This is a genomic window from Rhodoblastus sphagnicola (genome assembly GCF_002937075.1).
GTDB classification, from domain to species: domain Bacteria; phylum Pseudomonadota; class Alphaproteobacteria; order Rhizobiales; family Beijerinckiaceae; genus Rhodoblastus; species Rhodoblastus sphagnicola.
Genome location: NZ_NHSJ01000070.1, coordinates 20982 through 36289 on the forward strand (window position 1 = coordinate 20982; position 15308 = coordinate 36289).

15 protein-coding genes are annotated in these 15308 nt (G+C 66.2%); 9 read left to right on the top strand and 6 right to left on the bottom strand.

Translation table 11 applies throughout. From position 1 onward, the window contains the following. Positions 1-5 precede the first annotated feature (5 nt). Complete coding sequence (locus CCR94_RS11040) at positions 6-209, top strand: ferritin family protein (RefSeq protein WP_104507906.1); 204 nt, start codon at positions 6-8, stop codon at positions 207-209. Between the two features lie 26 nt (positions 210-235). On the opposite strand, the gene CCR94_RS11045 is transcribed toward CCR94_RS11040, so the two are convergent. From CCR94_RS11045 to CCR94_RS11055, 3 genes are all read right to left on the bottom strand, one after another. Beyond that, positions 236-1084 carry a xanthine dehydrogenase gene (locus tag CCR94_RS11045; protein WP_104507907.1) on the bottom strand — a complete coding sequence of 283 codons (849 nt, stop codon included), beginning with the start codon at positions 1082-1084 and terminating at the stop codon, positions 236-238. A gap of 9 nt (positions 1085-1093) precedes the next feature. Beyond that, a complete protein-coding gene (locus tag CCR94_RS11050; protein WP_104507908.1) occupies positions 1094-1630 on the bottom strand; it encodes a DUF2478 domain-containing protein in 537 nt (178 codons plus the stop codon). A gap of 286 nt (positions 1631-1916) precedes the next feature. Next, positions 1917-4061 (bottom strand): TonB-dependent receptor plug domain-containing protein, encoded by a 2145-nt coding sequence (locus CCR94_RS11055; protein WP_104507909.1) that lies wholly within the window; start codon positions 4059-4061, stop codon positions 1917-1919. 527 nt (positions 4062-4588) lie between these two features. On the opposite strand from CCR94_RS11055, the gene CCR94_RS11060 reads away from it, so the two are divergent. Continuing rightward, positions 4589-5398 carry an amino acid kinase family protein gene (locus CCR94_RS11060; RefSeq protein WP_104507910.1) on the top strand — a complete coding sequence of 270 codons (810 nt, stop codon included), beginning with the start codon at positions 4589-4591 and terminating at the stop codon, positions 5396-5398. Positions 5399-5409: 11 nt separating this feature from the next. Continuing rightward, the gene (locus CCR94_RS11065; RefSeq protein WP_104507911.1) at positions 5410-6225 is read left to right on the top strand and encodes an amino acid kinase family protein; all 816 of its coding nucleotides are present in this window, start codon (positions 5410-5412) and stop codon (positions 6223-6225) included. 183 nt (positions 6226-6408) lie between these two features. Here the strand turns inward: CCR94_RS11065 and phnE are convergent, their stop codons facing one another. Genes phnE through CCR94_RS11080 form a run of 3 tightly spaced genes read right to left on the bottom strand, consistent with a single transcriptional unit; the run spans position 6409 to position 8964 of the window. Further along, the gene (gene phnE / locus CCR94_RS11070) at positions 6409-7221 is read right to left on the bottom strand and encodes a phosphonate ABC transporter, permease protein PhnE (protein ID WP_104507938.1); all 813 of its coding nucleotides are present in this window, start codon (positions 7219-7221) and stop codon (positions 6409-6411) included. A 5-nt stretch (positions 7222-7226) separates the two neighbouring features. Then, a complete protein-coding gene (phnD, locus tag CCR94_RS11075; protein ID WP_104507912.1) occupies positions 7227-8135 on the bottom strand; it encodes a phosphate/phosphite/phosphonate ABC transporter substrate-binding protein in 909 nt (302 codons plus the stop codon). Between the two features lies 1 nt (position 8136). Then, positions 8137-8964: an ATP-binding cassette domain-containing protein gene (locus CCR94_RS11080; RefSeq protein ID WP_206605821.1), complete on the bottom strand. Its 828-nt coding sequence runs from the start codon at positions 8962-8964 to the stop codon at positions 8137-8139. 869 nt (positions 8965-9833) lie between these two features. On the opposite strand from CCR94_RS11080, the gene CCR94_RS11085 reads away from it, so the two are divergent. The 6 genes from CCR94_RS11085 to CCR94_RS11110 all read left to right on the top strand — a co-directional run bounded on the left by CCR94_RS11085 (position 9834) and on the right by CCR94_RS11110 (position 15307). Further along, the gene (locus tag CCR94_RS11085) at positions 9834-11066 is read left to right on the top strand and encodes a Rossmann-like domain-containing protein (protein ID WP_158254714.1); all 1233 of its coding nucleotides are present in this window, start codon (positions 9834-9836) and stop codon (positions 11064-11066) included. 87 nt (positions 11067-11153) lie between these two features. After that, positions 11154-11402, top strand: a complete 249-nt coding sequence (locus tag CCR94_RS11090) for a hypothetical protein (protein WP_104507914.1) — start codon at positions 11154-11156, stop codon at positions 11400-11402. A 113-nt stretch (positions 11403-11515) separates the two neighbouring features. After that, positions 11516-12544 (top strand): D-alanine--D-alanine ligase family protein, encoded by a 1029-nt coding sequence (locus CCR94_RS11095; RefSeq protein WP_104507915.1) that lies wholly within the window; start codon positions 11516-11518, stop codon positions 12542-12544. After that, positions 12532-13614, top strand: coding sequence for an ABC transporter substrate-binding protein (locus CCR94_RS11100; RefSeq protein ID WP_104507916.1), 1083 nt, complete (start codon positions 12532-12534; stop codon positions 13612-13614). The genes CCR94_RS11095 and CCR94_RS11100 overlap by 13 nt, the downstream gene beginning before the upstream one ends. Continuing rightward, positions 13605-14303 carry a GTP-binding protein gene (locus CCR94_RS11105; RefSeq protein WP_104507917.1) on the top strand — a complete coding sequence of 233 codons (699 nt, stop codon included), beginning with the start codon at positions 13605-13607 and terminating at the stop codon, positions 14301-14303. The genes CCR94_RS11100 and CCR94_RS11105 overlap by 10 nt, the downstream gene beginning before the upstream one ends. Beyond that, a complete protein-coding gene (locus CCR94_RS11110; protein WP_104507918.1) occupies positions 14300-15307 on the top strand; it encodes an ATP-binding cassette domain-containing protein in 1008 nt (335 codons plus the stop codon). Before CCR94_RS11105 ends, CCR94_RS11110 begins: the two co-directional genes overlap by 4 nt. Position 15308: the final 1 nt, after the last annotated feature.

Consider the following 15308-nt stretch of genomic DNA (forward strand, 5'->3'; position numbering starts at 1 on the left):
CGCTGGTGGAGAGCGACGCCGATAATCTGCGCCAGGCGGTGCGGGACGAGTTGAACGACGATGTCGGTCTTTACACGCGGCTGGCCTCCGAAGCCGAGGCGCGCGGCGAAAACACGCTCGCCGAACATTTCCGCGCCATCAAGGCGCAAGAGGAAAGGCATCACGCCACGTTCGAACAGGCCGTCGAAAAGGCGTTCAAGGCGAACTGACGGCGCCAGGGCGCGCGGCCCCCGGCTCAGCCGAACGCGGCGAGCGGCGCCGTCGCCGGCCGCGCGGCGATCGCGCGCAGACAGGCGTTGGCCAGTTTCAGCCCGCGCTCGTCCATGCCGGTCCAGCAGGCTTCGCGCCCGCGCGGATCGATTTCGAGCAGTTTGACGCCGGCCGGGACGAAGGCGCCGTCCCTGACAATGCCGCGTACAAAACCTTCGATCGGGGCGACCACGGGCATGCCGTCATGGCGCCCGATGACGAAATTTTTGGGAACCCACATGCCGATATCGACGGGGGTGCGCCACATGCCCTTGCGGTCGGAATAGGCGAAGCGGTCGCGCCCGACGCCGCCGAGTTGGCGCGCGACGCCGTCGGCCGCCTCGGTCTCGCCCTCGGTCAGCACCGCGCCGACGCGCGTGGGGCGGGTCTCGATGGCGATGTCGCAATTCTCGCCCACGGCGAATTTCGGCCCCATGCCGATGGTCAGCCGCGCCAGCCCGCGAAAATCCGGGGTGATCAGGGCTTTTTGCATGCGCGCGTCCACCAGCACGTCGGCGGTGCGATAAGCGAGCAACTCCATCAGCGACAGCGGCGTCACCGCCACCCGCGCCCGCCGCGACAGCACGGCGGCGATTTCGAGCAGGCCTTCGGCGCGTTCGCCCAGGACGCCGCCGACCTCGACGGGATCGTCGTAGAGCGCGTCATGAAACGCCATGCCGCGCCGGATCACCGGCGGAAAGGGATCGTGGGCCATGGCCACGCCATAGCCGGCGCCGGTGAGGGCGACGGCCACGGCGGAAGCGATTTCGCTGGTTCCCATCACCACGGCGAGGCGCAGGTTTTGGAAGGCGTAGAGGTCGTGAGTCTGTCTCATGGTCCTTCCTTATGCGGCGTGGGCGGCGGGGGCGGCGGCGGCAAGATCCCGCCACCAGTTTTCCAGCGCCGAAAACTCGGGCGCGATTTCCTCGGCGAGGTCGCCGGCGAAACGCGCCCAGTCCTCGCGCAAGACCGGATGCAGCGTGGTGACCACGGGAACGCCGGCGTCGAGCGCGGCGCAAAAGGCGTCGCGCAGGCCCCCGCCCCCGGCTTCGAGCTTGCCGAACTTGCTGAGCACGACCATGTCGGCGCCGGATTTCAGCGCGCGCTGCACGGCGGCGCAGGCCAGCGCGACTCCGCCGGGGTCGAGGTTGCAGGCGGTCGAGCCCGGCCCGAGATTTTGCGAGATTTTTATGCGGGCGCCGGTGGCGAGATCGGTGACCGCGAGTTCGCCGCAGGCGCCGGCGCCGGGGTCGCGCGCCTCGACCACGCCGACGACGCGAAAACCCTCGGCGCGGCGCCGTTCGATGAAATCGCCGATCACGCCGCGTTTCCCGGCGCTGTCCGCGCCGCCGACCGCCACGATGGAAGCTCTGGCGTTCATGAAAAGCTCCTTTCGCGCATCGCGAGCGGATGCGCCCCGCGCTTCATAAGGGCAAACTCCATGCCACCGGCGAAACGAAGCGAAAGCGTTATTTACTCAGCTTTCATGTTCGCGGGAATACGACAGGAAACACCGTAGTTCGCGTCGATGCACGAACAAAATGTCTGTATCGGCGGAAACGCGACAATAGGTCTCGATAAAGGCTTTGCCGATTGTCCGGCCCGCGCCGACAAAAATGGCGCGCGAGGGAGTCGCGCGCCACTGTTCCGGTCAGGGTCGGCTCGGGTCAGAAGGTGGCCTTGGCGCCGAAGTAGAAGGTGCGGCCCGGTTCGGGATAGCCGTCGGTCAGCACATAGAGGCGGTCGGTCAGGTTCTTGCCGCCGGCGAAGAAGCTGAGATTGACGAGCGCCTTGTATTCGGCCTGGAAGTTGAGCATCGCGTAAGCCCCCGTCTGGAAATAGGCGGTGGCGGCCACGTTCTGCGTCAGGCGCGCGCCGGCGATCTGCACGCTGGGGGTCAGCGTCAGATTGGTCAGCGGACGCCAGGAGACATAGCCGAAGCCGGTGATGGCCGGCACGCCGGTGAGCTGCACGGTCGAACTGGCCGGGATCGCCAGCGTGCGATGGATCAGCGCCGTATGGCCGCCGACATCGAGATCCTCGTTCACGGCGTAATCGGCCTTGAAATCGGCGCCGACGAAATCGGCCTTGCCGACATTCTGGCTCTGCGACAGCGTGGCGCTCAGGTTGACCGTCTGGATCATGTCATCGACATGAGAATAGTAGACGTCGCTCGCCAGCTTCAGACGCGGCGCGACATAGCCTTCCCAGCCGAGCTGGACATTGACCGCCCGCTCGGGCTTGAGCGTCGGGTTGGGCAGGGTGCTGTTGAAGCGGGTGCTGTAGCGGTCGAACAGGGTCGGAAAGCGGATGCGGTCGGACACCGACAGATAGAGCTTGTCAGTGTCGTTGTAATGCCAGATCGCCGCGCCCTGCGCGTTCGGCGCCCCGTCGGTCTGGGCCGGATAGGCGCGCACGGCATAGGGTTTCACGCCGGAATCCAGGATATGCGCCGCGAGCAGATCGCGCCAGTCGTAGCTGAAGCCCTGCACCAGATCCACGGTCGGGGTGGCGTGAATGGTGTTTTCCAGCGCCAGCGAATAAGTGTCCTCGGTCGAAGTCAGCCGGGGCGCGATATAGCACACCACATTGGCGGTACAGCCCCCGGTCGAGCCGGTGTTGGTGGTGAAATATTGCGACTGTTCGTTGTGCTGGTCGCGGCGGTAATGAAACGCCGCCTTGACCGTGTCCCAATCGGTCAAGACCTTGCCGACTTCGACCGAACCGCCGAGGCTCCAGTCGTGATAGGGCGAATAGCCGGCCTTCGGGCTGTTTTGTAGCGTCTGCGCGGCGTTGGAATACATGTCGAGCGCGTTGTCGAAGCGATTCCAGAACAATTTGGTGTTCACGTAGAGCGTGGGATCGATCACCGTGTGGGTGAGCAGCGCCAGGCTCTGGGTGTTCCAATAGGGCCAGCTCCAGTAGCGCTGGCTGTTGATGGGATAATTGACCGCGTAGGGCGCGCCCTTTTCGCCGTCGGTGCGCAGGAAGTTGATCGAATATTCGTCGGTGGCGTTGGGGGTGTAGCCGGCCTTGAGGTTCAGACTGGTGTCGCGCTGGCCGGAATGGCCGCGCAGGCCTGTTCCCTGGATGGAATTGCCCTGATAGGCGTCGGGCATGGCCCAGCCGCGCGAATAATCCCAGGCGCCCGCCGCTTGCAGATAGTAATTCTCCTGCTTGGTGCCGAGCCGCGCCCAGGCGCGCTGCCCGGTGAGCCAGCCGGGGCCGCCGAAATCGAGCGCGGAGCCGACCTCGCCTTCCACTTCCTTGGTGGGCTTGCGGGTGACGAGGTTGATCTGGCCGCCGACGCCGCCGGGGCCGTCGAGCACCGAGACATAGCCCTTGGCGATCTGAACTTCCGCAATGTTGCCGGTGAGAAAGCGGCCGAAGTCGAGGCGGTTGTCGGCGGGCAGATAGATGCGCACGCCATCGAGCATCAGCGGAACCTGCGTGCGGTCGAAGCCGTGGACGAACACGAGTTGCTCGTTGCGCGAGCCGGCGCCGTCATTGGCGATGACGCCGGGGGTCAGCTCCACCGCCTTGTCGAGACTGGTCTTGCCGAAGGCGTCGATCTTCTCCGCCGTCACGGTGTCGCCGCCGAGCGGCGCCGGCGTGGCGGACTGGAACGGCGCGGTTTGCGCCCGCGCCGAGGTATTGGCGGGCGCGCCCGGAACCACGTTGACATCAGACGAACCCGACGCGGTGACGTGGATTTCGCCGAGATTGTAAACGCCGCCGGCGTCCTGGGCCAGCGCCGCCTGCGGCCCGGCCAGGGCGCCCGCGAGCGCCAGCGTTGCGATTGTTCTATCCATGGGGAGGCTCCGGTTGACGAAAGGGAGAGGGAAAGGCGCGGGGTTTTTCGCGCGCGCGGCGCGCCCCGCGCGAACGCGGGCGAAAGCAACGCAAAGGTGAATACGGATAGGCGTCACGACGTCATCCATGATTACATGAGGCGTCGCGCGCTGCGCACAGGTTCGCTTCGGCCTGAGCGGAACACTTCCGCCGCAAGCCGTCACAAACCCTGGGCGCGAACCCTTAGAGACCTCTGATTTCCTGGCTAAAAATTTCTAGGGCTTGGCCGCAAGGATTCAATAAGAATTATGACAACATTTCAAAGGCGAATAGATTCAATTGCACTACGCTGTATTTTTGCAACAGGTGTTCTGACTACATATTCATCACATTGCGAAGAATGGGTCCACAACGCCCATTCGACATGCGCGCCGGAAGGCTTTCTTCAGCACCTTGGCTGAGCAATTCTGCTTCATATTGTCGCAACGACTCGTGTCGGCTATGTCCAAGCCCGAAGCCAATTCTGGCGAACGGATGGAACGTTGACATGGCCCAGACGCATACGGATCTCGAAGCGTTGCTGATGCAGCGTTCGCTGACCGACCCCGAACTGCTGGCGGCGGCGGAGAAATCCGCCGATTATCGCATCCTGCCCGACGCCTCCGTCATAAAGATCGGCGGCCAGAGCGTGATCGACCGGGGCCGCGCCGGCCTCTACCCGCTGGTGGACGAGATCGTCGCCGCCCGCAAGAACCACAAGCTTCTGATTGGCACCGGCGCCGGCACCCGCGCCCGCCATCTCTATTCCATCGCGGCCGGTCTTGGCCTGCCGGCGGGCGTGCTGTCGCAGCTCGGCGCTTCCGTCGCCGACCAGAACGCCGCCATGCTCGGTCATCTCCTGGCCAAGCACGGCATTTCGCTGGTGGACGGGGCCGGTCTCTCGGCCGTCCCGCTCTTTCTCGAAGAAGTCCACGCCGTGATCTTCAGCGGCATGCCGCCTTATCAATTGTGGATGCGCCCGGCGCCCGAGGGGGTGATTCCGCCCTATCGCACCGACGCCGGCTGCTTCCTGCTCGCCGAAACCTTCGGCTGCAAGCAGATGATCTATGTGAAGGACGAGAACGGCCTCTATACCGGCAATCCCAAGACCGACAAGGCCGCGACCTTCATCCCGAAAATCTCGGTGGACGAGATGAAGGCCAAGGGCCTGCATGATTCGATCCTGGAATTCCCCGTGCTCGACCTGATCAAGACCGCCCGCCACGTGCGCGAGGTTCAGGTCATCAACGGCCTCGTCCCCGGCAATCTCACCCGCGCGCTCGCGGGCGAGCATGTCGGCACCATCATCACCGCTTGAGGGGAAACGCCATGACCAACACGATAAAGCATGTGGCTTCGCCTCTCGCGCGGCAAACCCTGCTCGACAGCAGCCTGACCAACCCCGTCGCCGGCCGCAAGCCGATCCGCCTGCTGCCCTGGCTGCAAGTGATCAAGATCGGCGGTCGCTCGATCATGGATCGCGGCGCCGAGGCCATCCTGCCGGTGGTCGAGGAGCTGCGCAAGCTGCTGCCCGAGCATCGGCTGCTGATCCTCACCGGCGCCGGCATTCGCGCGCGCCATCTCTACGGCGTCGGCCTCGATCTCGGCCTGCCCGTCGGCGCGCTGGCGCCGCTCGCGGCGAGCGAAGCCGGCCAGAACGGCCATATCCTGGCCTCGCTGCTGGCGTCGGAAGGGGTGTCCTATGTCGAGCACCCCACCGTCGCCAACCAGTTGGCGATCCATCTCGCCTCCGCCCGCGCGGTGGTGGGCAGCGCCTTCCCGCCCTACCATCACCATGAGTTTCCGGGCTCGCGCATTCCCACCCATCGCGCCGACACCGGCGCCTTCCTGGTGGCCGACGCGCTCGGCGCCGCCGGCCTGACCATTGTCGAGGACGTGGACGGGGTTTACGACGCCGATCCCGCCCGCGCCAAGGACGCCAAGCTGCTGAAGGAGGTTTTCGCCGCCGATCTGGCCAAGACCGAGGGGCCGCTGCCGTTCGACCGCGCCTTGCTCGACGTGATGGCGAATGCGCGCAATATCGAGCGCGTGCAGGTGGTCAACGGTCTCGTGCCCGGCCGCATTACCGCCGCCTTGCGCGGCGAGCATGTCGGCACGATCGTGCATACCGGCGCCGGGCGCTGACAAGACGCGCCCCGGTTTTTTGCCGGGGCGCGGCCCTGCAATCCCGTTGCTAGGACCATGGTTCGAGACGCGCCTTTCAGGCGCTCCTCACCATGAGGGCGTTCTCTATATCCAAGTAGCCCTCACCCTGAGGAGCCTGCGCAGCAGGCGTCTCGAAGGGCGGGGGCGGTCCCGCATGTGGGTTCAAAACCCGCGCAACATCGCGCGCCGCAGCGTCGCGCCGAAAAAATTCACCAGCGTGATCAGCGCCAGCAGCACCAGGATCAGCGCCGACGCCTCGCGATATTCGAACAGGTGGAAGGCGGTGACGATTTCCAGCCCGAAACCGCCGGCGCCGACAATGCCCAGCGTGGTCGCGGCGCGCAGATTGTGTTCGAGACGGTAGATCAGCGCGTCGGTGAGGCGCGGCAGCGCCTGTGGCAGCAGCGCGAAGCGGAACACGCCGAGACGCGACGCGCCTTGCGCGCGCAGCGCCGCGCCGGGGCCGGGTTCGACATGCTCCAGCGCCTCGAAAAACAGTTTGCCCAACATGCCCGTGGAATGGACCCCCAGCGCCAGCACGCCGGGCAGCGGGCCGAACCCCACCGCCGCGACAAAGATCACGCCCCAGATCAGGCCGGGCAATGAGCGCACCGCGCCGAGCCAAAAACGCACGGTTTCGTTGAGCCAGACCGGCGCGCCCGCGTTGCGCGCGGCCAGCGCGGAAAGCGGCAAAGCGAGGGTCGCGCCGAGCGCGGTGCCGGCGATCCCGGTGGCCAGGGTTTCCAGCAGCGGACGGCCCCATTCGCGCCAGCGGGCGAAATCGGGCGGGAAAGAATCCTGCGCCAATTGCGCGATGGTTGGGAGGGCGTCGGCGTAACGCGAAAAATCGAGCGCGCCGGCATAGGCGAAGGCGGCGATAACCGCCGCCGTCGCAAGAAAAATCGCGGCCAGCCGTCGCGTCTGGCGGCGGCGCCATTCTCCGGCGAGCGCGTCATAAGCGGCGGGCTGGGCCATTTCCGTCATCGCGCGGCCGGGCCTTCGACCGGCTTCCACGCCGTCTGGGCGCTCACGGCCTGGATGGCGGCGATCCATTGGCGCACGCGGTCCACGTCGGCGTCCACGGCGGGGATGAAGGCCTCCGCGCGGAACACGGCCAAGGCGGCGGGGTCCTTGACCTCGATGAAGGCCTTGCGGATCTCCTCCTGGAAGGCCGGGTCGAGGCCGTCTCGAAACGTCCACATATATTCGGGGATCGGGGGGGAATCCTGCAACACCCGCACTTTGGCGGCGTCGATCTTGCCCTCCTTGATCAGCCGGTTGAACACCGGCTTGGACAAGCCGCCGGCGGCGACCTTGCCATTGGCGACGGCCAGGGCGACAGCGTCATGGGCGCCGAGCACGCGCAGCTTGTAGTCGCGCTCCGACACCAGCCCCTCATGCAGCAATTGCCAGCGCGGAACCCAGGTGCCCGAGGTCGAGGCCGGGTCGCCGAACGCGATCTCGCCGCCTTTCAAATCGGCGAGGGTTTTTGCCTTGCTGTCGGCGGGCACGATGATGGTGGCGAGGAAAGTGGGGCCGACCTCGGGGTGGCTCGGCCGCGCGAAAGGCTTCAGCCCGACATGCTTTGACTGAAGAATATAGGTGACCGGGCCGAGATAGGCGATGTCGATGCGCCCGAACCGCAGCGCCTCGGAGGTCGCGGCGTAATTGGCGCCGACCACCACTTCCACCGGCAGGTTCAGCCGCTGTTCGAGATAGGCGCGCAAGGGTTCGTTGAGCCGCATCACCGTGGGGGCGGATTCCGTCGGCAGCAGGCCGATCACCAGTTTTTTCGGGCGGGCCGCTTCTCTGGCCGCCTCTTGCGCGAGCGCCGGGCTGGCGAGCAGCACGAGCGCGCCGAGCGCGAGGCGGCGGGAAAATTTCAGCATGTCAGCTTCCTTTTGTGTTGGGGGTTGACGTGAAGACGCTTGCTTCGGCTTCCGCGTCAAAAATTTCGGCGGGGCCGTCGAACACGACGCGGCCGTCGTTGAGGCCGACAATGCGGTCGGCGAGCGCGCGGGCCAGCGCGATCTGGTGCAGGACGAGGACGAGCGTGACGCCGTCGCGCACCGCCAGCGCGCGCAGATCCTGGCCGAGGCGGCGCGCCAGCGGCTGGTCGAGCGAGGAAAACGGCTCGTCGCCGAGCAGCAGGCGCGGCCCGCGCGCAAGCGCCCGGGCGATGCCGATGCGCTGGCGCTCGCCGCCGGAAAAATTTTCGACACGGTCGAAGGCGCGGTCGAGCAGGCCGACATCGGCGAGGGCCTTGGCCGCCGCCTCGCGCGCGAAACGGGGCCAGGGGAAAGGTGACAGCGGGTGGCGCGATTCGGCGAAGGCGAGCAGGACATTGTCGAGCGCGCTGAGGCGGCCGATCAGGGCGTGATCCTGAAAGATGGTCGCGGTGTGCTGGCGCAGCGCGGCCCAAGAGTCTGAACTGCGCAAGGAGTCCACGCCGTGCGGCGCGCCAAAATCGTGCGCGAAAACCTCGCCGCCGGTCGGCTCGACCAGGCCGTTAAGGACATTGAGCAGCGTGGTCTTGCCAGCGCCGGAGGGGCCGACCACCACCGTGACAACGCCGGCGGCGAAAGCGGTGGAGACCTGCCGCAGGATTTGGCGCCCGCCGCGCGTCACGCACAGGCCGTCCACCGACAGCGCGGGCGTGGCGGGACCGGGCAGCGGCCAGCAGGCGACGGGATTGGGGACGAAATGAAGCATGGACATGAGGTCTCCAGCACGAAACCGCGCCGAAAAATTCGGACGGAGGTTCGTCAATGCGAGGACGGCTCATGCCGTGGTCGGTCGCGGGGTTTTTTCCCGCGACGGCGCTTCGCCTGGTGCGGCGAAGCTCTTCAACATAGCAGGATCGGCGCCAGTTGCGCCAGCCAGCGCCAAGGGGACGCCAAGGCAATCGGGTGAATAAAGAAAAGGCGCGCGGGGTCGTGTTCCCTTCTCCCCAAAGCCCGTCGCAAGACGGGCGTCATGCGACGCCCTTTGGCGGGAGAAGGTGGCCCCGAAGGGCGTCGCATGACGCCCGTCCTATCGGACGGGCTATGGGGGTCGGATGAGGGGTTCAAACGCAAGAACAAAGGCGTTTTTCCGTGACTGCCGGCCCCCTCATCCGTCTCGCCGCCTGACGGCGGCGATCCACCTTCTCCCGCAAGGGGAGAAGGAGTCCCCGCCTAACCGCTATTTGCGTTCACCCGATTGCCCTGCCAAGGGGACGCGCAAGGGGGACGCCAAGGGGCGTGGACCGCCCTCGTGGTTCGAGACGCCCGCTTGCGCGGGCTCCTCACCATGAGGGCTGCGGAAAAGCTATTGCGTTGTATATGGAGGCCCCCCAAGGTGAGGCGGCTCCGCAAGGACACGTCTCGAACCAGGACCATCGAAACGGACTTTTTCATAAGTCCGAATTGACGAAAACCCGTTCCGGGGCTTCCGAAATGTACATTTCCGTCAAAAGGACGTTCGCGCACGAACGCTTCCGCGCGGCGGGCCGGGGCGGCGAAGCTGTGGATTTTCAGGCGTTTCGCCGGGGCTCTCGACTCTGGCCCGGTGCTTGCTGTAGTCAGATTACACATTCTGGACTGCCCATGCCCGAAACGTCACACCGCCCCCAAATGCAAAGCGCCGCGCCCGCGCCGACCCCTGCGCCAATCCCTGCTCCGGCCTGGCTGAGGCCGGGTGTCGTGGTTCACGACCCCTCCGTGATCGTCGATCGGCTGATCGTCGATTTCGCCGCGGAATTGCGGGCGCGCGGCTTTGTCACGCAGGGGTTTGCGCGTCAGGGCGCGGTGGTGATTGGCGAGTCGCCGCTCTCCATCGATCTCTCCAATGGCAAGACCTTCGTCGAGACTCCGCAAGCCGCCGAAATCCATCTGGCGCGGGCGATCCGCGACGGCGCCGATCTGTTCGCCGTCGGCCGCTTCCCCGGCTGCACCGATGCGGCGCGCGCCTCGAAACTGCCGGTCGGCGCCGGCGCCGGGCGCGGCCTGCCGCTGCTCACCACCATAGCCGGCGGCGCCATTCACCATTGGCACCAGTTCGTGCGCCATGAAGGCTCGATGATCGCCCCCAATCGCCGCGCTTTGTGGGAATGGTGGGGCGCCGAGCGGCTCTATGACGATCTCGCGCTTGGGGTCGCCGAGGTGGAGACGCGCCGCATCGTCTGCGGGCCGCGCTGGCTGATGGTGGAAGGCCCCCACGGCGCCGGCCTCGCCTATCTGCCGCGCCATCCGCGCGAATTGCTGCCGCGCCTGCCCGAATTGTCGAAACTTTCGCTGCGCGCGCTCGCCGCCCTTTGCCAGTCGTGGAATCCGCTGGAGGCGGCGGTCGGCGTCGCCGCCCTCAACGCCTTTTACAATCGCGTCGATCTCGACGGCGCCTCCGGCAATGGCGTGCGCGGCTTTCGCGGCGCGCCGGGGCCGGTGGTGGTGGTCGGGGCCTTTCCCGGCGTCGATTCCATCCTGCCGGATTGCGCCATTATCGAGACCGATCCCCGCCCCGGCGAATATCCGGTGGCGGCGATGGAATCGCTGCTGCCCGGCTGCGGCGGCGCCATCGTCAATTCCTCGGCGCTGATCAACCGCAATCTCATCCGCATCCTGCGCCTCGCGCGCCATCGCCCGGTCGCGCTGATCGGCCCCTCGACGCCGCTGACGCCGCGCCTGCACGATTACGGCCTCGCCGTGCTCGGCGGCTTTGTGGCGCGCGACGTCGAGGGGCTGGCGCAGGCCGTGCGCGCCGGCGCCGCGCCAAAGGATTTTTCCAGATTCGGTCGCTACATCCATCTCAGCGACGAAACTTCGGCGCCGAACAAGCGCTGAAGCCCAACACCGACGCGCGCGCGTCCGATGCGGCATGAGCCGTTTTCCGCAAAAATCGCCAGACCCCTCTGGCGAGAGGAGATCGCCATGCGCCCAGAAATCCTTGTCAACACCTGTGTCGCCGCTTTGCGCCTCGACGGCTGCGGCGCCGAGGCCATCGCCTTCCTGCTCGCGGAAAGCGCGGTGGACGCCCTGACCGCCGCCGGCCTGCGCACTGAGAATTTCGAGGGCGGCGTGGAGCATCTCGTCAGCGCCATGCGCGAGCGCGCCGCCGACCTGCGCGCCATGCACAGCCGCCCCAACCTGATGCTGGTGGCGAACCGCGAAAGCGCGTGACGGCGCCTTTTTCCGGCGTTTCGCACATGCGCGTGCGAAATCCGCGCTAAACTCCCGCCCGCGCCTTTGGCCCGACGCTTGCTCCGCCAAGGCGCGCGGAAGGACATTCGACCATGAACGATCTGACGCAAAAAATCCTGCGGCCCGCCAACCCCTCGGCGACGCGCATCTTCTTCCTCGCGCGCTCCGCGCCGCTGGCGCCCGAGTACGCTGTCGCAGCCTATCCCGGCGACGGCGGCTATCCCGCCTATTATCACCGCATTTTCGAGGCCCTGCGCGATCTCGGCTATCGCGTCGCCACCTCGAACCAGTGCCGCGCGCTTTATACCGAGGCCCACGAGATCGATCTGGTGTTCTCGCTCTACAACCGCATGGCGATCGACAATCCCGAAATCTTCGTCGCCTCGTCCTGCGAATATCTGCATCTGCCGATGGTCGGCGCCAAGCCGAACATTCGCGCGCTGGCCGAAGACAAGTGGATCACCAAGCATTTCGTCCGCTCGCTCGGCCTGCCGGTCGCCGAGGGCGCGATTTACTCCCGGCCCGAGGATTTGGCCGCGCCGCCCGCCTTCGCCGGCCCCTATTTCGTGAAAAACCGCTTTGGCGCAGCCTCCGAAGGCGTCTCGGAGGATTCGATCCAGGACGATTGGGAGGGCGCGAAAAAGGCCGCCGAAAAGCTGTTTTCGCGCGGCATGGCGGTGCTGGTCGAGCGCTTCGCGCCGGGTGTGGATGTGACCCTGCCGGTGATCGGCGCCGACGAGCCGATGATCCTCGATCTGGTGCGGCCCTGCTCCGACCGAACCGGGGAGATCATCACCGAGGATTTGAAGCGCGACGATCCGCTCGGCTATGCTTTGTACGACGCCGGGGCGCGCTATGCCGATTTCGCCGGGGATGCGCGAAAACTCTGGGCGGCGGCGGGGCCGATCGATTATTTGCGGCTCGATTACCGTTTTGACGAGAAGACGGGCCAGCGGGTGTTTCTCGAATTCAACATCTGCTGCCACATCGGCCGCAGCGGCGCCATTTGTCTCGCCGCCGCGCAAAAGGGCTTGAGCCAGGCCGATTTGCTCGGCCATGTCGTCGAATTTTCCTTGCGCCGGCATTGGCGGGCGGTGGAGACGCGCAAATGGGTTCGGTAACTTCAATTCCGCTCGCAACCACCCCGCCGCCGCGCGCCTTCGGCGCGGCGCATGCGCCGCGCGCCACGGCGCGGGGCTGGGACTTTTTGGGCTGCTGCCCCGCGCCGCTGCGCATGAGGATGCGCGACGAACTCGCCGACCTCTTGCGCGAGCGCCAGTTCAGGCACGCCGAAAAGCTGAAATGCTGCATGCCCATGGGCCATGGCGGGCGCACGCCGTTCGAGCGGCTACGCCATATTCGCGAGCTGGAGGATTTTCCCAAACTGCTCGTCTCCAGCGATCATGGCAACGCCTTCAATCGCGCCTTTCACGCCCGCCATGTCGAGACCGGGGCCTTCGTCGCGCCGCAGCCGGCGGGTTTTGCCGACGCCTTCGCCGAGGCCGGGTTGATCGATCCGCGCGGCTGGATCGGGGTCTATGCCGTCGCCCCCTTCGTGCTGCTGGTCGATCGCGCGCGGCTCGGAAACCGGCCGGTTCCGCGAAGCTGGGCCGATCTCGCCGACCCCGTCTATCGCGGCGAGATCGCTTTGTCCGGTTGGCGGCCCGAGGGCGCGCGGCATTGGCGGGCGTTCAATCAGTTTTTTCTCGTGGCGGTGGCGCGGCTGCTCGGCGACACGCTGTTGCGTGAGGTGCTGGCCAATCTCGCCGGCCTGACCCATTCCGCGCAAATGCCGCGCCTCGCCGGCACAGCCAATTCGCTCGCGTCCGTTTACGTGCTGCCGTGGTCGCTGGCCGACCTGTGCCCGCGCCGCGACCGCACCGAAGTGGTGTGGCCCGCCGAGGGGGCGCTGGCCTTTCCCTTGTGGATGACCGCGCAAGCCGCGCATCGCGAGCGGTTGGCGCCGTTGGCCGATTATTTCTTTTCGCCGGAGACGGCGCGCTGGCTCGATCACAACCGCTATCCCTCGCTGGCGGCGGGGGGAGCCGGCCTGCCCCAAGGCGCGCGTCTGGCCTGGCCGGGCTGGGATTTCTTGCGCGCGCGTTCGACGGCGGCGGAGATCAAGCGGCTGTGCGCCTTGTTCCATGCCGCCACCGAACAGCTCGACCGGAGGCAAAACCTATGCGCGTGATCACCGTCGCCGGCCCGCCCTCGGTCGGCAAGACCGCGCTGATTTTGAAGACCGCCAAAACCCTGGGCGATGACGGCCAGAAACTCGCGGTGGTGAAATTCGATTGCCTCTCCACCGACGACGATTTGCTTTACCGCCGCGCCGGCATTGCCGTGGCGGCGGGGCTGGCGGGTTCGGTCTGCCCCGACCATTATTTCGTCTCCAATATCGACGATTGCCTGCAATGGGCTGAAAGCCTCGGCGCCGATCTGCTGATCGCGGAAAGCGCCGGTCTGTGCAACCGCTGTTCGCCGCATGTGCAGGGGGCGCTGGCGGTTTGCGTGGTCGATAATCTTTCGGGCGTGCATACGCCAAAGAAGATCGGCCCGATGCTGAAGATGGCCGATGTGGTGGCCATCACCAAGGGCGATATCGTCTCGCAGGCCGAGCGCGAAGTGTTCGCGCACAATGTCTGGCGCGCCAATCCGCAGGCGCGGATCGTCGCCTTCAATGGCTTGACCGGACAGGGCGCCGGCGAACTCGCCTTCGCCATGCGCGGCGCGCCCGATCTGGAAACGCTGGAGGGGCGGCGGCTGCGCTTTCCCATGCCGTCCGCGATCTGCTCCTATTGCATCGGCGAGACCTGCATCGGCGAAAATCACCAGCGCGGCAATGTGCGCAAGATGCGCTTTCCCGAGGTTCTGGCATGAGCGCGCATTTGCTGGCGTTAAAACTTGACGAGGCGCAACGGCTCAATCCCGCTTTCGCCGCGCTGATCGGTCCCACGCCAAAACCCGATCTGTCGCTGGCCGACTGGCTGGCATCGCTCGATGGCGGCGATCTCGACCGCCTGAAATTTTCGCGCATCGAACTGGAGGCGCATCTGCTGGCCCTGATCGCGGAAGCCGAAGGTTTTCGCACCCCCGTCACGCGTCTGCGCGAGCTGCGCATTCTCGGCGGGCGCGACAAGACCGGGGGCGCCGAAAATCTCGATCTCGTGCTGCGGCCGGGGGCCATTGTCAGCGTGGTCGGGCCGACCGGATCGGGCAAGAGCCGGTTTTTGGGCGACATCGAATGTCTGGCCCAGGGCGACACGCCGTCCGGGCGGCGCATTCTCATCGATGGCGAAATCCCGGACCCGGCGCGGCGCTGGGCGGCCAGCGGCAAGCTGGTGGCGCAACTGTCGCAGAACATGAATTTTGTCGTCGATCTCACCGTCGGCGATTTCATCGAAATGCACGCGGAATGCCGCGCCGTGGATGCGCCGGAACAAGTGGCGGCCGAAGTGATCGCCTGCGCCAACCGACTGGCCGGCGAGAAGTTTTCCGCGAACATTTCGCTGACGCAACTTTCCGGCGGCCAGAGCCGCGCCCTGATGATCGCCGATGTCGCGTTGCTGTCGTCCTCGCCGATCGTGTTGATCGACGAGATCGAGAATGCCGGCATCAACCGGCGTCAGGCGCTCGATCTTCTCGTCGCCAGCGACAAGATCGTGCTGATGTCCACGCACGATCCCATCCTCGCGCTGCATGCGCAAAAACGCATCGTCATCGCCGCCGGGGCCGTCGCGCAAGTGATCGAGACCAGCGCGACCGAGCGCGCCCATCTCGCCGCGCTGGAACATTACGACCGGCTCATGAGCGACTTGCGCGAAACCCTGCGCCATGGCGCGCGGCTGGAAACGCTGCCGCCGCAATTTTCTCCCTTCGGATAGA